Genomic DNA, 19,654 nt, shown 5'->3' with positions numbered 1-19,654 from the left:
CCTCAGGCCGTTTTACGGGCGGTCAGGTGATAAATCACCGGGATGAAAAACAGCGTCAGCAACGTTGACAGAGACAAACCAAAAATCACTGTGATTGCCATGGGTGCACGTAATTCAGCGCCTTCGCCGCCAAACACCATTGGCAATAAACCCAGCACAGTGGTCAGTGTGGTCATCAACACCGGACGTAAACGGGTGCCGCCGGATTCAATAATGGCGTCCGCTAATGCCCAGCCTTCTGCACGTAACTGGTTGATCCGATCGATTAACACGATAGCGTTGTTCACCACGATACCAGCCAGCATAATAAAACCGATAAACACAATCACCGAGATCCGCGTATCTGTCAGCCATAAGCCAAGCACCGCACCCGCACCAGCCAAAGGCACTGTGAACAAAATCAGCATCGGCTGCAGCAGATTTTCAAATTGAGACGCCATCACCAGGTACACCAGAAATACGGCGAGTGCTAAGGCAATCATCAACGAATTGTACGAACGTTCCATTTCTTCACTCTGACCGACCAAACTCGCCGTCACGCCATAGGGCCACTGCTGGCTGTTCAAGACCTGCCGTGCGTTCTGCGTAGCTTGTTCAAGGTCACCGTACGCTAGGTTGGCACTGATCACCGCAACCCGCTGCTGGCCAATGCGGGTGATTTCGCTCGGACCAATCTCTCGACTGATGTTTGCGACGGCCGACAAAGGCAATGGTGATGCGCTGCCCGGATTGATAATAATTTGCGCCAGTTCTTGCTCAGAATTACGGTATTGCTCGGCCAGACGCACCCGGATATCTACTTTGCGGTCCTGAATGCTGTATTGACCAGCCACTTCGCCTCCGACGTAGTTCGCCACCCGTTTCGCCACGTCAGACGCAGTCATACCAAGCTGAGACAGACGCGCGTGGTCAAAATGTAAGGTGATTTCCGGCTGACCAGCCCGCAGACTGGATTTGATGTCAGTAAAGCGGTCCTGAGCTTCCAGCGCCCGCACCACTTGCTCTGACGCCGCTTTTAAATTACCAAGGTCATGGCCGGCCAGCTCAATTTCCAGTGGCGTCGAGAAGCTGAATAATTCTGGTGTATCAATTTTCGCTGTCACTTCCGGCATACCGGCTACTGCATCACGCATTGATTGCATAACCTGTTGCTCGTCGGTCGCGCTGGTACCGGCTTTTAACACGATATTCAAGCGGCCCCAATGACTGCCACCAATGCTCGGGTCAACCGTCATTTGCTGACCGGTGCCGGCCTGAGCGTAAGTACGTTCGACTTGTGGTTGTTTCGCCGCAACCCCAGCCAACTGTTTCAGTGCCTTGTCGGTATGCTCGATGGCGGTTCCGACCGGCAAATGCAGCTCAACATAGAATTCGCCCTGACTCATGGTTGGGATCACGTCAAAGCCAAGACGCGGGATCAATGCATAACAAGCCAGTGTCACGACCAAAGTGACAGTCATCGCCATACCCCGAGCCTGTAGCACCCACTTTAACGAGCGACGATAACCCCGTTCCAGCGCGACAATAAAACGCTGCACCAGATTGACCAAAGGGCCAAACAGCAGGCTGCAAATCTTACAAATCAATCGCCAGATCAAAGTCCACAGTGTAATGACACCAGAGATGAGCGCACCGATTAACTTGCCGACCAACCGCAAAGGTAAAGTCAGCCAGTATTTCCAGTTTTTAACTGGAACCACTTTTTCCACGGCGGCCAGTACCATCGGTTCTGCTACGCCGACGCGCTCACGCGCCGCCATCGCTGGGATCAACGTCAATGCAACCAATAAAGATGCCAGCAACGCGTACGTGACGGTCAGCGCCTGATCTTTGAACAGTTGGCCAGCAACTCCTTCGACAAATACCAGCGGGAAAAACACGGCAACTGTGGTTAATGTCGATGCGGTGATCGCCATTGAAACTTCGCTGGCACCTTTTTTCGCAGCTTCCAGCGGCGCCATACCCTGCTCGCGATACCGGGAGATGTTTTCCAGCACAACAATGGCATTATCTACCAACATACCAATCGCCAGCGCAATACCACCGAGACTCATGATGTTCAGACTGATGCCTTGACTGTGCATCAGATTGAAAGTGGCTATCACCGACAACGGGATTGAAATTGAGATAACCAGCGTGGTCCAAACATTACGCAGGAACAGGTAAATCACCAGCATTGCCAGTAAACCACCTTGCCAGGCCGACGATTTCACTTCATTAATCGCATCGCTGATAAAAGTGGACTGGTCATACACCAGCGTCAGTTCGTAGCCGGTTGGCAAATTCTTTTTCAGATCGTCGAGGCGGCCCAGCAATGTTTTCGCCACTTGTACTGTGTTGGCATCACCTTCTTTATAAATCGCAATTTCAATGGCTTCTTTACCGTTTACATAGGTAATACTGTTGCGGTCAACAAAAGCATCGCGGACTTCGGCGATATCAGACAAACGGACATGGCTGCCATTGACGGTGGCAATGTACAAATTACGCATTTCATCCAGCGTGGCAAACTGGTTAATAGTTCTGACCAGATAATCATGTGCCGCAGTTTCGAGACGACCGCCAGACTGGTTGATGTTCTGCTCTGTCAGGCGGGCATTGACGGTTTTAATATCCAGTTTCAGCTGCGCCAGCTTTTCATTGTCGATCAGCACCTGAATTTCTTGGGTCAGGCCACCATCCGGCCGCACCGCAGCGACACCGGTCAGCGACTCCAGGCGACGGCGCAAATCTTCTTCAGCAAAGGTACGCAGCGCAACTTGCTGCGCATTGCTCAGGCCTTGCGGTGCATCACTGCGGGTCAATGCCAGCCGTAAAATCGGATCCAGATTCGGATTAAAGCGCAGCAACAGTGGTTTTTTAATGTCCAGTGGCAACAACAGGACGTCGAGTTTCTCCCGCACTTCAAGACCGGCCAGGTCCATGTCGGTACCCCAGTCGAATTCCATAATGACGTCGGAGCGACCGGCACGACTTACCGATTCGACTTTGCGGATGCCTTTGACGATGCCAACGGTTTCTTCAATTGGTTTACTAACCAGCTGCTCGACTTCCGCTGGCGCTGCGCCGGCGTATTCGGTGCGGATAGTTAAAGTCGGATAAGACAAGTCCGGCAGCAGATTGACCGCTAAACGCGACATTGCCACCAGACCAAACAACATGATCCCCAGGGTAAACATCCAGATCGTGACCGGACGGGCCACCGCGACATTGACCAGTTTCATAAGCACATTCCTGTTGTATTTTTTTATTGGAAGGACGGGAAGCACAGTCGCTTCCCGTGTGGTCTGAATTAGCTGTTGCTGGAGATCACAGTGACAGTGCTGGCATCTTTCAGGCTAGCCTGACCTGCCGTTACCACTTCTTCACCTTCAGTGATCCCGTCGGTAATTTCGATCATGGCGTCGTTTTCGTAGCCGGTTTTTACTGCTTTACGCAGCACTTTGCCATCTTTCACCACAAACACTGAGCTGCTGTTATCCATCGCAAGTACCGCACGTTTTGGCACTAACAAAGCGGCAGCTTTGGTGTCGTATTGCAGTTCAATTTGGGCAAACATACCGGCTTTGAGGCTCAGGTCGTCATTTTGCACACCGATAGTGACCCGGGCGGTACCTGTGGTCGCGTCAACCACCGGCGAAATGCGGATAATCTTGGCCTGTAATTGTGGGATGCCGGCAAAGTTCAGATATGCAGTCTGCCCCACTTTAGCGCGGGTTAACTGATGTTCCGGCAGATTAATTACTGCTTCGAGATATTGCTGTGACACGACATGGAACAGAGCTTTTGAAGAGAACTCGGTGATGAGCTGCCCTACTTTGGCGTAACGGCGGGCAATTACACCGCTAATTGGCGCGATGATTTTGGTATCCCGCAGCGCCAACTCCTGCATCCGCACCGATGCATCTAACGATTCCACCTGCCATTTCAATTTGTCGTAAACATCTGTACTGACCAATTTGCGCTGGTGCATTTTCTCTACACGTTCTAATTCACTTTTCAGCTGGCCTAAATCTGCTTTGCCCTTCGCCAGCGCTAACTGTTGGCGCTCTGTATCCAAGGTAGCCAGCACTTGACCAGCCTGCACATGATCACCTTCTTCCACCAACAGGGTTTGCACGATGCCGGTCGCTTTACTGTTCACTTCAGCGTCGGCTTTAGCTTCTAACGTAGAGGTGGTGCGGTAAGTGCTGCTGATTTCGCCACGGCTGACTTTAGCCGCTTCAACCGGGATACTGACCACGATGTCCTTTTTCTCGGTATCCGGGCTGCTGTTGGCAGATTCGCAGCCGCTGAGCAGCAACGTCGAGGTCAATAATACCAGCGAGACTGCTTTGGAAAGTTGAGAGATATTGTTCATGTTGAATTCCTTGCCTGGTGGTCAATTTTTTAAACTGTGATGCTGGCAGTTTGCAGCTGTCGTGCCATGTCCGATATCATGAATTTTATGCTTTAAAATCATTAAGATATACAGCCTTCAACTGACGCAGTTGCAACAAAATGTTTCGATTCGATAGTAAATTTCGCTACTAATTAGTTGTTTAGCTCAAATGTCATTTGCGACTAATCACACTTTTCTGCGATACGTTCCGCTATGCCACTTTTGTGAATCGCCTTATACTGCGGCGCTTTCAAAACTGGTCCGTCCAGAAATCCCTTTCATGCACAGAGTTTGATGTCCTGATGAAAAAATCCAGTCTCGCCCTTTTAATCTCCGCAGTTTGTTACAGTCAGCTTGTCCAGGCCGAAGGCTATAAACTTTTTGAGCAGTCCGTCAGTGCCATGGGCAATGCCTATGCCGGCCGTGGCGCCCAAATCACCGATGCCAGTCTGGTGTACTCTAACCCAGCGGCTATTACAGAATTGTCAGCAGCACAATGGGCGGGCGGTTTGAATTTGATCCATGCCGAAACCAAATACAATCAGGTCAGTGCGCAAAGTGCCGCTGGTTCTGCCGTGGTTGGTCGTGCCGATGGCAAAAATAGTTTGAATGAAGCCGTGCCTTTTGTGTTTTACAGCACACCGGTGGATGACCGGTTATCGCTTGGCGCTGGTTTTTATGTGCCTTTTGGCTTGTCGGCCGATTATCAGGATGATTGGGCTGGCCGTTATTTCGCCGATGAAACAGCGATTGAAGTGTTGGCATTGACAGCGGTTGCCGGTTACAAGCTGACCGAACAATGGTCGCTTGGCTTAGGGCTCAGCCTGAATCATGCCGAAGGCACCTTGTCTAAATTTAAAGATCACAATGGCTTATGTGAACTTGGCGCCGGTATCAATCAACTGTATAAGGCTGATGTCTATAACCCATTGGTATGCCAGAGCCACTATTCGGTCACTGGCGATGACCTTGCTGTTGGTTACAGTATTGGCCTGCATGGTGAGTTAAACCCTGATCTTCGCATCGCGCTGGCGTATCACAGCGCTATTCGGTTCAACCTGCAAGGCGATTCTGTGATCAGCAACACGCCCGTGACAGGTGCACAAGTTGCCGGTAACAGTAATTTTATCGTGGTAGGCCCTACATTACCCGCCATCAGCAAGCAAACCGGAAAACTCGCCGTGAATCCGTTGGCGATCGAAGCCAGTGAACTGGCTTTGACCACACCTGCCAGCCTTGCTCTGAGTCTTGACCATCAGCTCAATGCTACCTGGTCCTGGCAGGCCAGTCTGAGCTGGACACTGTGGAGTGACTTTCGGTCGATTGATATCATCAGCCGTGACGCCACCCCGTCTATTTCGTTGTCGACACAACAGCCACAGAATCTGAATCAAGCCGGTTATATTGGTTATATTCCTGAACACTGGCGCGACAGCTTCTCCGCCGCGCTGGGCCTGAGCTGGAAAGTCCAAAGCGACCGCACGCTGAAAACCGGTCTGGCATTTGACGAAAATCCGATCGAACAATCACATCGCACCGCACGGGTGCCAACCACTGATCGCATCTGGTGGACCATCGGTATGAACCAGCAAATGTCAGCACACTGGACGCTGGATCTGGCCGCCGGCTGGATGTGGATGGACGCTTTAAACGTTCGGGAACGTGAATACAATGTGCAGGAAGTGGCGTTGTATAAATCCGGTCTGAACGCGCATTTTGACAACGATGCCTGGTTATTAGGCATGCAGCTGAATTATCGCTATTAAATCTGCAGAGAGCACCAGACCCACCGGAGTGGGTCTGGTTGAACAGGCCTGCAGCAACACTGCGGGCCTCACCAAGACGGTTTAGTTTTTCTTCAGTTCAATTTCACCAGACACTGTTGAGATCTCGATATTACCTTCGCCACTGCCGGTACTGAACTCCAGATGACGGCGTGGGCCATATTTAGCGCGAGTCGGTTTGTCGTCAGTCAGGCCATTGTCGATATCCCCGCCGGCACTGGCTTCGAGGTCAAAGCGGGCACTGACATCAGCATCCAGAGTCAAGCGGCTGGCACCGCTGACGCTGCTGGCCGATACTTTCGGTTTTTTACTGTTTTTCAGTACCGCACGGATCTCGCCATTGACGCTGCTGAATTCCAGCCGCTCAGTGCCGTTCAGGTCTAGTTTGCCTTCGCCGTTAACGACTTCCAGTTCAACTTCACGGGCGCTGCTTTGCGCAGAGATCTCACCATTCACCGATTCCACTTCCAGCGAACCACTTGAGCCTTTATCGTTGATTTCACCGTTGACGGTAGTCAGATGCAAACGGCCGGCGTTGTCGACGCTGTTGATCTGACCGTTGACAGTTTCCAGTACGATATCGCCTTTGAGTTTCTCGCCACTGACCGCACCGTTGACCGTGGTCAGTTTGGCGCCGCCTTCGACGCCGACGGCGCTGACATTGGCATTGACGCCACTAAATTTCAGCTCACTGCCAACCGGCACTTCAATCGTCAGATCTGAGCCTTCTTGTTTCTCCGAATTCCAGCCGCCGTAAATAGTGCGTGGCATTTTGACCTGAAAACGGGTGACGCCTTTCTCCGAAGTCAGCTCATAGCCTTCAGCTTTTTCGTCCAGCGTGCCTTTGACACTGAATTTGGTTCCTTTGACGGCGACGATCCGAACTTCACCGCGCATATTTTCAATTTCGATTTTTTCGGTGGCACTGACAGTGCGGCTTTGGTCAATCGCCTCGCCGGCAGCCCAGGCTGGTGCCTGCAATAAGGCCAACGCCAGCACTGTCAGTTTCAATTGTTGTTTCGTTGATAGATCCATGGTTGTACTCCTAAGTCAGTTCGCTGGTTTTTACCAGTTTGGCAATGTAGCTAAGTTGTTGTTGCTGAATACGTTGTAATTGTTGAATTAATTTTTGGTCATCCGGCTGGAACTGTAATGCCAGCTCAATCTGCCCCTGAGCTTTGTCCCAGATTAACAGTTGCCGTGACCAGTCCGTAAATCCTTCCGGTACTTGCTTTAACCCTTTAAGCTGACGGGTTTGTTCAGCGTTCAGTTGCTGTTGTAGCTGCTGACTGACCGCTAATAGCAATCCGCTGTCATCGGTTGATTCGGCGGTTTCAAAGCTCAGCTGCGGTTCGATTGCCGGCTGCTGTGGCCAGAACCAGAATGTCAGTACTGCGGCTGCAGCTACCCCCAGCCAGTTGCGGTAAACCGGTTGCCGGCGCGGCGCCAGCCGTGCGGACAGTTCTGGCCATAAGTCGCGTTGAGGTTCAACCTCTGGTGCTAACTGTGAAATCAGTGCATCTAACTGCTGCTCAGTTTTCATCTAACCAACTCCGTAATAACTGTCTTGCCCGGTGATATTGGGCTTTACTGCTGCCTTCGGCGATGCCGAGCAACTCAGCAATTTCATTGTGCTGATAGCCTTCCAGCGCGAATAACACAAAAACGGCGCGGGCCTGAGCTGGCAGGCGCAAAATCGCCTGTTCCAGCTGCGGCATTTCCGGCACATCGAGATAACCTTGTTCTTCCGGTTCCTCATCAACAACCAACCGCATGACTTTGTTTTTCCGCCATAAATCGACGGCCGTGCGGCTGCTGATACTGTGTAACCAGGTTGAAAAGCTGCTATCGCCGCGAAATCCAGGTAGTTGTTGCCAAGCGCGCACGAAGGCTTCCTGAGTGGCGTCTTCGGCCTGGCCGCGATCGGCCAGCAAGCGCAGGCAGATTGCATAAACCCGTCCTTTAAATTGATGATACAACTGATAAAAAGCTTGTTGATCACCTTTTTTTGCCTGATTAACCCAGGTTTCCACCTGTTGCTGCATCGGGATGCAATTTCCATCTTAAATTGTTGTTGTCAGTGTAGTCGCAAGGCTGTTGCCAATGGTTTAAAGCAGCGGTAAAAAATGCTGAAATAAAACCATGGTGCAGTTTTTCAGCCGTTTAAAGCGGCTTATAGCTGTAAAAAAGCCGGCTTAACACCGGCTCTACTGGGAAATAATGTGCCATCGTACGAAGGCTTTGACTGCGCTAGATCGCGACTGGCGCTTTGATATGCGGATGGGCCTGATAGCCCTGCAGTTCAAAATCAGCAAAGGAAAAAGCAAAAATATCTTTCACTGCCGGATTCAACTTCATCTGAGGTAACGGGTAAGGTGTGCGGCTCAGTTGCAGTTCCACCTGTTCCAGATGGTTCAGATACAAATGCGCATCACCAAAGGTATGGATAAAATCACCGGGCGCTAAATCACAGACTTGCGCCACCATCAGTGTCAACAACGCGTAGCTGGCGATGTTAAACGGCACGCCGAGGAAAATATCTGCGCTGCGCTGATACAGCTGGCAAGATAACTTGCCGTCATTGACATAAAACTGGAACAACGTATGGCAAGGTGGCAACGCCTGTTTACCCTGTGCTGCGTTTTCGCGCGGCGAAAACTGCGTATCAGGTAACAAGGCCGGGTTCCAGGCGCTGACTATCAGCCGGCGCGAATCGGGTGTGCGTTTGATGTCTGTAATCAACTGGCTGATTTGATCAATGACCTGTCCATCAGCGCCCTGCCAACTGCGCCACTGCGCACCATAAACCGGGCCCAATTCACCGTCGTCAGTGGCCCAGCCATCCCAAATCGACACGCCATTGGCTTTCAGATAACCGATATTGGTATCGCCCTGTAAAAACCACAGTAGCTCATGAATGATCGATTTCAAATGGCATTTTTTGGTGGTGACCAAAGGAAAGCCTTCGGCCAGATTAAAGCGCATCTGATAACCAAACACGCTAATGGTACCTGTGCCGGTGCGGTCGGTTTTCCGATGGCCCTGCTCCAGCACATGACGCATCAAATCCAGATACTGTTTCATGCTTTGCTCCCTTCGCGGCGATAACCCCAGACAATCAAGGCAATACCACTGAGGATCATCGGCATACAGAGCCACTGTCCCATCGACATGCCAAGACTGAGGATGCCAAGATGCGCATCCGGCTCGCGGAAAAACTCAATGCCAAAGCGGAAAACGCCATAGCCCAGCAGAAACAGACCACCGATATTGCCCGCCGGCGGATTACGCTTTTTGTACCAAACCAGCATCAAAAACAGCACTATACCTTCGAAGAAGAATTCATACAGCTGACTTGGGTGACGCGGCAACGGGCCGGCGCCCGGAAATAGCATGGCCCAGGGCACCTCTGCAGTGCGTCCCCACAATTCACCGTTAATAAAGTTACCAATCCGGCCTGCACCAAGGCCTAGTGGCAGCAGCATGACAACAAAATCACCAAGCTGCAGATAGCTTTTATTAAATTTCCGGCTGAGCAGCCACATAGCAGTCAACACACCCAGTACACCGCCGTGAAATGACATGCCGCCTTCCCAGGTACGGAACAGATACAGCGGATCGGCCAGAAACTCACCGAAGTTGTAAAACAGTACGTAGCCAACCCGGCCACCCAGCACCACACCGAGGAAACCGTAAAACATCAAATCACTGACCTGATCGCGCGTCCAGCCTGAGTTCGGCTTATCGGCCGCGCGATTCGCCAGATAATTGGCCATAACAAAAGCAATCAGATACATCAGCCCGTACCAACGGATACTGAGCGGACCCAGGCTGAAAATCACCGGGTCAATTTGTGGGAATACCAGATAAGATGGCGACATTAGACAACTCGTCAGCAGATGAAAAATTAAAGGCCACATGATACGAGAACCGGCGCGAAAGCCAAGGGCTTTGTGCCGGATCTACCATCGAAGCCGATCAGGCGCGCAACTGATTCAACAATTGTTTCTGATCAAGAAAACGCTGGACCAGCACTCTGACCTGTTTTGGCGATTGACAGGCCAACACGTCCGGCAACAGCAGCCGCAGTTCGGCTAAATCAATCCGGCGCAATAACCATTTAATTTTGGCCAGATTACTATGGTTCATACTAAAACTATTGAAGCCCATCGCTGCCAGTGTTAACACGCCGAGCGGTTCACCGCCAAGTTCGCCGCAGATACTGATCGGAAACTGCAAACCATGGGCTTGTTGGCCTAACTGATTTAGCGCCCGTAATACCGCCGGATGCATCGCATCGTATAAATTACCGACCCGTGGGTTGTTCCGATCGACCGCCAGCAGGTACTGGGTTAAATCGTTGGTTCCGACCGAACAAAAGTCAACTTTCCGCGCCAATTCAGGCAGCTGAAACATGATGGAAGGCACTTCAATCATCACGCCGACTTTTGGTTTGGCGACGATATTCTCACCGTTAAACTCATCGTCGACCTCAAACCAGGCCTGCCGGATTAACCGTAGCGATTCGTCCACTTCGGCCAGATCAGAAATCATTGGCAACAAAATGTGCAAGCTGTTGTAACCGATATTTGCTTTAAGCATGGCGCGGATTTGCACCAAAAAAATTTCCGGGTGGTCGAGCGTCAGCCGGATCCCGCGCCAGCCTAAAAACGGATTTTCTTCTGAGATTGGAAAATACGGCAATGGCTTATCGCCACCGACGTCCAATGTCCGCATCACCACGGATTTTCCCGGATAGCCCTGAAACACCTTGCGATACAGCTCGACCTGTTCCAGCTCTGTCGGAAAACGGCTACGCATAATAAAGGGAAATTCAGTCCGATACAGGCCGACACCGTTGGTGAATTCAGACTGCGTTGTTTCTATCTCAATCGCAAGACCGGAGTTCACCATCAGACTGAATTGTTGGCCACAACTGCTTTGCGCCGGCAGATGCAATTCTGACTGATAACGGGCACTGAGCTCAGCATCTTTGGTAATGAGCTGACGGTATTCCTGACAAATCGCGTCGGCTGGCGACACCAGAATGTGGCCCTGATAACCATCAACAATCAGACGCTGGCCTTGCCATTGCATTAAAGGCAATTCGTCAACGCCCATCACGGCAGGAATACCCAAAGCGCGCGCCATAATCGCGGCGTGTGAGTTAACCGAGCCTTTTAATGACACGATCGCGACTAACTGCGCGCGCGGAATTTCGGCCAACATGGATGCGGTGACATTTTCTGCAACCAGCACGACTTGCGCCGGCAGACGGTGTTGACGTTGTTCAGTTTCCAGCAAGTGATTTAACACCCGCTGTCCCAAATCACGAATATCGGTGCCACGCTCACGCAGATAGGGGTCATCCATGTCATCAAACTGGCGGGCAAACCGCTCAACAACCAGCTTCAGAGCGCTTTTGGCACACCAGCCGAGTTTGATTTGCGCTTCAATTTCATTGCCGAGGCTGGCGGCGTCCAACAACTGATGGTAGACATCAAAAATTGCCAGTGCATCAGCAGGCAAATGCCCGCTCATCCGCTCGGCGAGACGATTAAATTCGGCTTTGGTGACTTTGACTGCCCGGTAAAACCGATTCAGTTCTTTTTCCGGATCATCACTGTGTTTGAGCGAAATGGCATCAAAATCACTAGCTGGTTGCAGAATGTACCCTTCGCCAATCGCAATACCCGGCGCACCGATTAAACCTTGCATCTGGCTGTTTTGCTGCGTCGATGACGTGCCGGCTGACACTTTGCGCATTTCCGCGTTGACCAGCACAGACGCCAGCTGCACGCCTAATGTGACGAGAAACGACTCTTCATCTTCATTAAAAATGCGCGAATCGGATTGCTGAATGGTCAATACACCAAGGACTTTACGGTGGTGAATGATTGGGCAACCCAGAAATGCGGAGAAACAGTCTTCAGAAACTTCAGGGGTAACTTTAAAGCGTGGATGCAGATGGGCCTGCGCCAGATTAATTGGTTCTTCACGCTGACCAACCCAGCCGATCAGTCCTTCAGAAAAACCGATAGAAACTTTGCCGATCGCATCCGGATTTAGTCCGTCAGTGGCCATCAGCATAAATTGTTGTTGTTCGTAATCAGCGAGGTAAACCGAGCAGCACTCTGTACGCAGCGCGTGTTTCACGTTGCGGACCAATCCGGCCAAAGCGCTGTCCAGCGAAGGCTCCTGGGCTACGTCCTGCACGATCCGTCGCAACTGGCTGAGCATGGTTGACCTCACATAACAACAAATGCCAGCCACAGGCTGGCATTTGTTTATTTCTTTTTAACTTCCCGTCGAACAAAAGGTAAAGCGATTGGGGCAAACTCTTTCATGACTTTCCGGTAAACTTCCCGCTTAAAAGCCACAACTTGCCGCACCGGGTACCAATAACTGACCCAACGCCAGTCATCGAATTCAGGATGCGTGGTTTTCAGCAGATTGACATCTTCATCCCGGCAGGTTAACCGCAGCAAAAACCATTTTTGTTTTTGCCCGATGCACACCGGATTTGAATCCCGTCGGATCAAACGCTTCGGCAGTTTGTAGCGTAACCAGTGTTTCGTGGTTGCCACTATTTCAACATCTGCCGCGGTTAAACCAACTTCTTCATGTAGTTCCCGGTACATCGCTTGCTCTGGCGTTTCGCCATCATCAATGCCACCTTGTGGGTACTGCCAAGAATGCTGTCCGTATCTGCGAGCCCAAAACACCTGTCCCTGGTGATTACAAATCACTATACCGACGTTGGCCCGAAAGCCTTCGGCATCGATCACACAAACCTCTGGCTTGTTTACAACAGCGTTGTCCTGATTCTTTCACAAAGTGGCAGGGACAGCAAACTGAATTTCTCTCTGCTTGCCCTCAAGTTATCCACAACTTGGCATTTATACAGTATGCCTCTGTGCACTTTTACACAGAGACTGTGCATATAACTGTGCATATCCATGTTCTTATCCCTGAATAACTCATCAGAACGCGACAAAACCAAACAACTACAATATTAAAAAACATTATTTTTCATGCATTTAGGTTGCATTTTCTCACATTGAAAGCCGCCCAGCGCTGTGCATAAGTTGGATTGCTGATAAAATCGCCAGAAAAATCCGGCTGAAAATGTTAGTGTGTTCAGAGTGATACTCGGACTCTGATATGCGCCCTTCTCCCCCTGATTCCACTGCTGAATTATTGCACCGCGCCCATGCACTGGCGGGCATGACCCTGACTGAATTAGCTGCCGAACTCCGGCAGAACTTGCCTGCAGATCTGCGTCGTGACAAAGGGACAGTCGGTCAGTTGATTGAACTGGCCCTCGGCGCCAGTGCCGGTTCCAAGGCAGAACCTGACTTCCCGCATCTGGCGGTTGAACTGAAGACTCTGCCAGTCGACCGGACTGGCAAGCCGCTGGAAAGTACTTATGTGTGTGTGGCGCCAATGACCGGCGCAACTCTGCAGCGTTGGCAAGATTCCTGGGTATGCCGAAAACTGCAACATGTCTTGTGGGTCCCCGTGCTGGCCTCGCGGGATATTCCGTTAGGCGAGCGGATGATCGGCCGGGCGTTTTTATGGCAGCCCGACCCACAGCAACAGCAGCTGTTGCAACAGGACTGGGAAGAACTAATGGATTTATTGGCGCTGGGAGGTCTGGACCAAATCCGCGGTGCGCATGGCAAAGTTCTTCAGTTACGGCCGAAAGGAGCCAACAGTAAAGCGCTGACGCTGGCGATTGGTCCCGGCGGCGAGCCAGTCCAAGCTCTGCCGCGCGGGTTTTATCTGAAAACAAGCTTTACCAGTCAAATCCTGCAGCAAGCGACTTCTCGCCTTTAATGGATATAACGCTGGATAATGCCGTTGTAGCGGCCATCGGCTTTTATCGCGGCTAACGCCTGATTAAAAGCACTGACCTGCTCTGCTTTCACTGTGGCTTTGCTAAACATCACAAACACATCGGTATTGCCCATTGAAATAGAATGCGCACCAATTTGTTTATCCAGACCTTTGCGTCTGAGCATCGCATGGCCGACAAAACTGTCTTCCAGCATGCCATCGATATCCTCATCCAGCAGCCGTGCCAGATTCAGTTCGCTTAAAGATGCTTCGACAAATTGTTGTTTTAGCGGCGCCTGGTTATATAAATCCGCAAACTCAGTCCCATAGTAGTATTCACTGATGATGCCTACTTTTTTACCGGCACCAATAAATTCTGCCAAGGTATTTTGTGGATAACCGGCTACGTCCGCCGAACGGACAAACAACACAAATTGCTCCTGCCGGTACGGCTCGGAAAAATGCGCATATTCCTGACGGGCCGGCGTAATCGAAGCGCCAAGCAACAAGTCGACATTTCCGGCTTTCAGCGAACTGATTAAATCTGTCCAGCTGCCTTGTTGGGCAATGATTTCACAGCCCATCTGCTGGGCAATCGCCTGGACTAACTCGATATCAAGACCTGAAGGTTTGTTATCCAGCGCTGTATATTGGTAGGGTTCCCAGGCTTCAAAGCCAAGCTTAAGCTGACACTGTGCCGCCACTGGCGTGACTGCATTTGTTACGGCAACTGCTGCGGGTGTTTTGGGTTCTGGTGTGGCACTGCTGGCTGATGTTGATTCTGGCTGGGCAGGCATTGGCGCCTGAGGGCCACATGCTGCAAGGACGAAAAGTACGGATATTAAGCAAACAAAACCTGAAGATTTCATAACTTGCCCCGTCGATTTGACTCGTTCTGAGCAAGCTTAGTGCATTTCCGTCGCCTTGCATTCAATCTACAGAAACTGCAGAGAAATATTTACGAAGTCGCAGAAATATATCGGAATGTAACCGGTTTGAAGCGGAAAACTACAGCGAACTGACGCTCACTCCACCAGTTGCCAGACCTCTTCAATCACCTGATCTTTATCGGTTCGCCGTTGTGTCAGCCGGCCTTCCTCAAGTTGCCATTGATAGGCAAGACTGCTGCGGGCATCCGGTTTAAAGCCGGTGTACTCCCGATACAAATCAGTACTGAGTTCAATTAAACCTGCAGTGGTGCTGATCACTTTGCCATCGTCCGCTGTCGTAACACGGCTGAAGTGGCGGTTTGCGACAATCTTCAATGATTGCAGTGCCTGCACCGACGCAGACTCTGGCAGAGCGTTACCGGACGCATCAAATTGGCGCACCGACACTAAGCGCCAGGTGCCGTCCAACACCGACGCCTGTTGCTGAAATTTTTTATCGGAATTGGTCAGGGCCAGTCCGTAAAACAGACTGGAGCAAATCAGCAGCAATCCCAGCAGGAACCCCGAGTATAGATTTCTCAAGCTAAGCCTCAGATTTATAATATTATTGTTATTTTCAATCCGAGTGTACCCAGACTTGCGCGCGAATAGCAATCAGTAGACGCTATTGCCAGAAAATATCAGATTTTCGTCAGTTTTTCTTCGAGTAAAGCCAACAAATTACCATCCGGATCGCGGAAAAACGCCAACCACAAATCATAGTCCCCCATTGGCGCCGCACAGTGTGGCGCTTTTTCACCGGCAACACCCGCCGCCTGTAAGCGCTGATACTCAGCTTCAATCTGCTGACACTGTAAATACAACACCGAGTTTTGCCCAACGATGCCAGCCCCCTGTGGTTGCGTCAGCATCAACCGCACAGGCCCGATAGCCATAAAAGCCAACTGCGCAGATGGCTGAAATAACAACGGCAAGCCCAATTGCTGAAAAAAAGCCACTGCCCGCGGCACATCAGAGACGACATAAGCCAATTGTTTTAAAGCACTAATCGTTGATGCTGTCATGTTTGCACCTGTCTGTCAGAACAAAGCATCAGCCTGAACATTTCTGCCAGACAGGTCAAGCCGTTAAGGACGGGAATAACGCAATATCCGCTGCAGTACACTCAGATATTGCCGGCCGAAACTACCGCTGTTGTATGGGATGCCGTGTCGCTCTGCGATCGCCCGCACCTCGTTACACAAGGCCGGATAACGCCAGGCTGGCAAGTCCGGGAACAGGTGATGTTCAATCTGACAGCTGAGGTGCCCGGTCAAAATATGCAACCAACGCGGTCCGGTAAAATTGGATGAGCCGAGAATTTGCCGGTAGTACCAGTGGCCACGGCTTTCATCAATGCAGTCAGCCGGCTGAAACACCTGCGCCTGTCCGGTGAAATGGCCACAAAAGATCACCGTGGCAGTCCACCAGTTTCGCAACAGATTAGCGGCAAGATTGCCAAGCAGCACCGGCAGCGCGACCGGCCAGCACAGCAACGGATAAATCAGATAGTCCTTCAGCAACTGGCGTCGTGCTTTGGTCAGAAAAGCAGATTTTAGTTGTTGATCTGAGACCTGACTGTGACGCTCCGCTTTTTTCCGGCCGAAAAACACCCGTTGCGCGGCCAATTCGTGATAAGCGATCCCCCACTGAAAAAACGTGCTTAAGGTCAGATAGGTCAGGAACTGCCAACTGTTTTGCAAGCGCCAGCGCAGATCTGCCGAGAGTCGCAGCAGACCATAACCGTAGTCACGGTCCAGACCAATAATGTTGGTATAAGTATGGTGCTCAAAATTATGGGTGCGCTGCCATGATTTGGCATCACAAGCTATATCCCATTCATATTGTTGAGAATTAAGCCGAGGATGGCGCAGGAAATCATACTGCCCATGTAACACGTTATGGCCGATTTCCATATTGTCGAGTATCTTTGCCAGCGCCAGTAACAGCACGGCTGGCACTAACCACCACCAGCTAAACCAACACAGCAGCATGCCTAGCCGGCCACAGAGCGCTGCACAGCGTTGCCAGAAGATGAGCTGTTGTAAATAGCGGGCGTCGGCCTGGCCAAGACGGGCTTTTTCCTTAAGTAACAACTGATCAAGTTCCAACGCCAGAGAGTCCAGTTGCATGGCTTCCGGCTGCGGATTTTGTAAATTATTCATCAAACGACTAACCCTTCACTACTTAATTCCACCGGACTTACCGCCTCACTGATACACAGCTGAATACGGCCAGCGCCGGCATCCGATAACTCTCCGGTCAACAGATTGCGCACGACGCCGCTGCTTTTGTCACATAGACATTGCATACAAACACCGCGGCGGCAGCCATAGCGCAACACCAGGCCACTTTGTTCAGCCCGCTGTAAAATGGAGCCTTGCCCACCCAAGTCATGTTGCTGTCGCCCCAACGCTAACCGCACTGGCTGACTGTTTGCCGCTGTAGGCTGCAGCAAGCCAAAACTTTCGGTCGATATCTGGGTCGGACTGACGCCCTGTGCCAAACATGCGGCGCGAAAATCCTGGGTAAACTCGGTCGGACCACATAACAGAAACTTACCGCGAAGCTCAGGCTGCAACTTCGCAAATAAGCGTTCAGGTGTCAGCCGCCCACTCGCCGCAGAGTCCCACAGCACTAACTGCAACAAAGGAAACTTTGCCTGTAACTCTGCCCAGTGCTCGGCAAACAGTAATTGCGCCGCACCGCGATAGCTGTAGACAAACAGCAGCGGAACAGTGAGCCGGCTCAGCGAATTCAGCATCGAGAACAACGGTGTGACGCCACTACCGGCCGCGATCAGACAAGCAGCATGGTCCTGAGACAAGGAAAAATCGCCGGTCGGCGCCCCCAAATGGACATAGCTACCTGGGATTAATTCGCCGCTCAGGGCGCTGGTAAAACGACCTTGCGGCTGTATTTTTACCGCCAGTTCTATTTCGCGCTGTGCATGCAGTTGTTGCACGCTACTGCATATGCTGAAGGTCCGTTCCATCGGTACGCCTTGAATACTGACCCGCAATTGCAGATGTTGGCCTGGCGTAAACAATGGAAAAAACCGACTGACTTTCAGTTTCAATCGCAGACAACCGGCCTGAGGTTTAATTTGCAGCACTCTTGCCGCATAAAAATCGGCACGGAACCACGGGAAAACGCGCTGGATCAACGGCTCTGCCGCGTCCACGATATTGGGTTGACGAAACAACGTCTGACACACCTCGGTGTAGAACCGTCGGTAAATACTACTCATGTACGAACTGCCAATTACATATTTTCAGCGCACATTTGTACTCTTAAAATAAAATATATTCCAGAAATTTAATCACGTAAAATCGCATGGTATTGTTTTGTATGATTTTAATTAATATACCACAGCTGAGCAGGCTCATGAAAAACAGGATGTTTCAGTGTACATACGTACCCTCATTGGATTTTTGACAAAAAAAAGCAGCCCGAAGGCTGCTCTTGGATCAGACGGATATCGCTCAGGCCAGCACAGCAAGTGCCGCGTCGTAGGATGGCTCATCTGCCGTTTCTGCAACCTGCTCGGTATGCAGCACTTTACCGTCAGTGTCGATCACCACAACTGCACGGGACAACAGGCCGCGTAACGGACCATCAGCAAATGTCACACCATAGTCCTGACCAAAGCTGCTGCGGAAGCTTGAACCGTTTTGTACCGATTCCAATCCTTCAGCGCCACAAAAACGCGCCTGAGCAAATGGCAGATCGGCCGAGATACACAACACTTTGGTGTTTTGCAGGCTGCTCAGCGCCTGGTTAAATTTGCGCACTGATGTGGCGCAAGTCGGCGTATCAACACTTGGGAAAATGTTTAATACCAGACGACTGCCTGCGAAATCAGCCAGAGACACGTCGGCCAAACCTGCGCCTGTCAGCACAAAATCAGCCGCTTGGCTGCCCACCGCTGGCAGATTGCCAACGGTCTGAAATGGATTTCCTTTTAATGTTACGGTCGCCATATCGGTTCCTTATAATTTGCCGAGTCACACTCAGTTATATGAATTGCCAAAACCTTTTTTCGGTTTTTGCGGTTTTTGTTGCCGGGTCACCGGCAGTTTAATTTCAATAGCGCCAGTGGCCGGCAATGTCAGCGCTTGCAGCGCGACATCACTGTCCTGCCATGGATGCCAGACTTTCAGCTGATAGTTACCTGCTGGGACATCAGCAAACTGAGCAGAACCATCAGAGCGGCTGACCGCCAGATATGGGCTGTCGCCCACATAGACATACGCCTGCATGTAATCATGAATATTACAGCCGATGGCAATAATACCGGATTTATCAAATAAGACCGGTGCTTCCGGCTTGCCGGCGTATAGCTTCAGTTCAAATACTTTCGCCGGCGAAAATGAGTAGACATGGTGGCGGGTTTTGTCCTGATTTGGAAACTCAACGGCAGTCCCTTTTTGCACTGCCGAGACAAAGGGCACAAAAGTCAGATCTTTTTGTGCCAGTTCGGCCGGCGTTTTTAATAGCGGCGGATTCGGTAACTGCAGTTCAGCCACCGCGTCTTCGAGTGGCACGCCCTGTTGATCGGTAATGCGGATTTGCAGCGGATCAGCCACAGTAACAGTGGCCTGCAGCAGACAGGCACAACACAGCAATTTGTTCAGAAAGGTCATCTGGTTGCTCCGGGAATACGCCAACAGGGTGCTGTTACGCAGTTGATGGCCAGCTGGTTCAGCCGGCAGTATAAC

At 51.1% G+C, this 19,654-nt stretch carries 18 protein-coding genes; 2 read left to right on the top strand and 16 right to left on the bottom strand.

Translation table 11 applies throughout. The annotated features are described in order from the left end of the window. Positions 1-2 precede the first annotated feature (2 nt). Positions 3-3,224, bottom strand: coding sequence for an efflux RND transporter permease subunit (locus tag ACQ66Q_RS01810; RefSeq protein ID WP_430455224.1), 3,222 nt, complete (start codon positions 3,222-3,224; stop codon positions 3-5). A 68-nt stretch (positions 3,225-3,292) separates the two neighbouring features. After that, positions 3,293-4,360, bottom strand: a complete 1,068-nt coding sequence (locus ACQ66Q_RS01805; protein WP_430455223.1) for an efflux RND transporter periplasmic adaptor subunit — start codon at positions 4,358-4,360, stop codon at positions 3,293-3,295. Positions 4,361-4,683: 323 nt separating this feature from the next. On the opposite strand from ACQ66Q_RS01805, the gene ACQ66Q_RS01800 reads away from it, so the two are divergent. Further along, positions 4,684-6,147, top strand: a complete 1,464-nt coding sequence (locus ACQ66Q_RS01800; protein WP_430455222.1) for an OmpP1/FadL family transporter — start codon at positions 4,684-4,686, stop codon at positions 6,145-6,147. Positions 6,148-6,228: 81 nt separating this feature from the next. Here ACQ66Q_RS01800 and ACQ66Q_RS01795 read toward each other — a convergent pair whose 3' ends face one another. The 7 genes from ACQ66Q_RS01795 to rppH all read right to left on the bottom strand — a co-directional run bounded on the left by ACQ66Q_RS01795 (position 6,229) and on the right by rppH (position 12,953). Further along, entirely contained in the window at positions 6,229-7,200 is a 972-nt protein-coding gene (locus ACQ66Q_RS01795) for a DUF4097 family beta strand repeat-containing protein (protein ID WP_430455221.1), read from the bottom strand. 10 nt (positions 7,201-7,210) lie between these two features. Beyond that, on the bottom strand, positions 7,211-7,708 hold the full coding sequence (locus tag ACQ66Q_RS01790; protein ID WP_430455220.1) for a hypothetical protein: 498 nt from the start codon (positions 7,706-7,708) through the stop codon (positions 7,211-7,213). Further along, entirely contained in the window at positions 7,698-8,210 is a 513-nt protein-coding gene (locus ACQ66Q_RS01785) for an RNA polymerase sigma factor (RefSeq protein ID WP_377241899.1), read from the bottom strand. Before ACQ66Q_RS01785 ends, ACQ66Q_RS01790 begins: the two co-directional genes overlap by 11 nt. Positions 8,211-8,415: 205 nt before the next feature. Then, complete coding sequence (locus ACQ66Q_RS01780; protein ID WP_430455219.1) at positions 8,416-9,249, bottom strand: thymidylate synthase; 834 nt, start codon at positions 9,247-9,249, stop codon at positions 8,416-8,418. Continuing rightward, positions 9,246-10,046 (bottom strand): prolipoprotein diacylglyceryl transferase, encoded by an 801-nt coding sequence (gene lgt, locus ACQ66Q_RS01775; RefSeq protein WP_430455218.1) that lies wholly within the window; start codon positions 10,044-10,046, stop codon positions 9,246-9,248. The genes ACQ66Q_RS01780 and lgt overlap by 4 nt, the downstream gene beginning before the upstream one ends. A 97-nt stretch (positions 10,047-10,143) precedes the next feature. Beyond that, complete coding sequence (gene ptsP, locus ACQ66Q_RS01770; RefSeq protein WP_430455217.1) at positions 10,144-12,405, bottom strand: phosphoenolpyruvate--protein phosphotransferase; 2,262 nt, start codon at positions 12,403-12,405, stop codon at positions 10,144-10,146. Positions 12,406-12,452: 47 nt separating this feature from the next. Next, positions 12,453-12,953 (bottom strand): RNA pyrophosphohydrolase, encoded by a 501-nt coding sequence (rppH, locus tag ACQ66Q_RS01765; RefSeq protein WP_208930928.1) that lies wholly within the window; start codon positions 12,951-12,953, stop codon positions 12,453-12,455. A gap of 376 nt (positions 12,954-13,329) precedes the next feature. Here rppH and mutH point away from each other — a divergent pair, with 376 nt between their 5' ends. Next, positions 13,330-14,004 (top strand): DNA mismatch repair endonuclease MutH, encoded by a 675-nt coding sequence (mutH, locus tag ACQ66Q_RS01760; RefSeq protein WP_430455216.1) that lies wholly within the window; start codon positions 13,330-13,332, stop codon positions 14,002-14,004. Here mutH and ACQ66Q_RS01755 read toward each other — a convergent pair. The 7 genes from ACQ66Q_RS01755 to ACQ66Q_RS01725 all read right to left on the bottom strand — a co-directional run bounded on the left by ACQ66Q_RS01755 (position 14,001) and on the right by ACQ66Q_RS01725 (position 19,579). Beyond that, entirely contained in the window at positions 14,001-14,801 is an 801-nt protein-coding gene (locus ACQ66Q_RS01755; RefSeq protein ID WP_430455215.1) for a substrate-binding periplasmic protein, read from the bottom strand. The genes mutH and ACQ66Q_RS01755 overlap by 4 nt on opposite strands. A 228-nt stretch (positions 14,802-15,029) precedes the next feature. Then, on the bottom strand, positions 15,030-15,476 hold the full coding sequence (locus ACQ66Q_RS01750; RefSeq protein WP_430455214.1) for a hypothetical protein: 447 nt from the start codon (positions 15,474-15,476) through the stop codon (positions 15,030-15,032). 98 nt (positions 15,477-15,574) lie between these two features. Then, complete coding sequence (locus tag ACQ66Q_RS01745; RefSeq protein WP_430455213.1) at positions 15,575-15,958, bottom strand: VOC family protein; 384 nt, start codon at positions 15,956-15,958, stop codon at positions 15,575-15,577. A 63-nt stretch (positions 15,959-16,021) separates the two neighbouring features. Further along, positions 16,022-17,098 carry a fatty acid desaturase family protein gene (locus ACQ66Q_RS01740; protein WP_430455212.1) on the bottom strand — a complete coding sequence of 359 codons (1,077 nt, stop codon included), beginning with the start codon at positions 17,096-17,098 and terminating at the stop codon, positions 16,022-16,024. Next, positions 17,098-18,183: a flavin reductase family protein gene (locus tag ACQ66Q_RS01735; protein ID WP_430455211.1), complete on the bottom strand. Its 1,086-nt coding sequence runs from the start codon at positions 18,181-18,183 to the stop codon at positions 17,098-17,100. The genes ACQ66Q_RS01740 and ACQ66Q_RS01735 overlap by 1 nt, the downstream gene beginning before the upstream one ends. Positions 18,184-18,418: 235 nt before the next feature. Beyond that, positions 18,419-18,916 carry a thiol peroxidase gene (gene tpx, locus ACQ66Q_RS01730; RefSeq protein WP_430455210.1) on the bottom strand — a complete coding sequence of 166 codons (498 nt, stop codon included), beginning with the start codon at positions 18,914-18,916 and terminating at the stop codon, positions 18,419-18,421. Positions 18,917-18,946: 30 nt separating this feature from the next. Then, positions 18,947-19,579 carry a methylamine utilization protein gene (locus ACQ66Q_RS01725; RefSeq protein ID WP_430455209.1) on the bottom strand — a complete coding sequence of 211 codons (633 nt, stop codon included), beginning with the start codon at positions 19,577-19,579 and terminating at the stop codon, positions 18,947-18,949. Between the last annotated feature and the right edge of the window lie 75 nt (positions 19,580-19,654).

It is taken from the genome of Rheinheimera sp. (genome assembly GCF_965283995.1).
Lineage (GTDB): Bacteria > Pseudomonadota > Gammaproteobacteria > Enterobacterales > Alteromonadaceae > Pararheinheimera.
This window is presented reverse-complemented; position numbering and strand designations above follow the sequence as displayed.

Coding starts and splice junctions, on each gene's coding strand:
- ACQ66Q_RS01805 (WP_430455223.1), bottom strand. CDS start 4,360: ATGAACAATATCTCTCAACTTTCCAAAGCAGTCTCGCTGGTATTATTG.
- ACQ66Q_RS01755 (WP_430455215.1), bottom strand. CDS start 14,801: ATGCCTGCCCAGCCAGAATCAACATCAGCCAGCAGTGCCACACCAGAA.
- mutH (WP_430455216.1), top strand. CDS start 13,330: ATGCGCCCTTCTCCCCCTGATTCCACTGCTGAATTATTGCACCGCGCC.
- ACQ66Q_RS01735 (WP_430455211.1), bottom strand. CDS start 18,183: ATGAGTAGTATTTACCGACGGTTCTACACCGAGGTGTGTCAGACGTTG.
- ACQ66Q_RS01800 (WP_430455222.1), top strand. CDS start 4,684: ATGAAAAAATCCAGTCTCGCCCTTTTAATCTCCGCAGTTTGTTACAGT.
- ACQ66Q_RS01790 (WP_430455220.1), bottom strand. CDS start 7,708: ATGAAAACTGAGCAGCAGTTAGATGCACTGATTTCACAGTTAGCACCA.
- ACQ66Q_RS01810 (WP_430455224.1), bottom strand. CDS start 3,224: ATGAAACTGGTCAATGTCGCGGTGGCCCGTCCGGTCACGATCTGGATG.
- lgt (WP_430455218.1), bottom strand. CDS start 10,046: ATGTCGCCATCTTATCTGGTATTCCCACAAATTGACCCGGTGATTTTC.
- tpx (WP_430455210.1), bottom strand. CDS start 18,916: ATGGCGACCGTAACATTAAAAGGAAATCCATTTCAGACCGTTGGCAAT.
- ACQ66Q_RS01780 (WP_430455219.1), bottom strand. CDS start 9,249: ATGAAACAGTATCTGGATTTGATGCGTCATGTGCTGGAGCAGGGCCAT.
- ACQ66Q_RS01785 (WP_377241899.1), bottom strand. CDS start 8,210: ATGCAGCAACAGGTGGAAACCTGGGTTAATCAGGCAAAAAAAGGTGAT.
- ACQ66Q_RS01745 (WP_430455213.1), bottom strand. CDS start 15,958: ATGACAGCATCAACGATTAGTGCTTTAAAACAATTGGCTTATGTCGTC.
- ACQ66Q_RS01795 (WP_430455221.1), bottom strand. CDS start 7,200: ATGGATCTATCAACGAAACAACAATTGAAACTGACAGTGCTGGCGTTG.
- ACQ66Q_RS01725 (WP_430455209.1), bottom strand. CDS start 19,579: ATGACCTTTCTGAACAAATTGCTGTGTTGTGCCTGTCTGCTGCAGGCC.
- ptsP (WP_430455217.1), bottom strand. CDS start 12,405: ATGCTCAGCCAGTTGCGACGGATCGTGCAGGACGTAGCCCAGGAGCCT.
- ACQ66Q_RS01740 (WP_430455212.1), bottom strand. CDS start 17,098: ATGAATAATTTACAAAATCCGCAGCCGGAAGCCATGCAACTGGACTCT.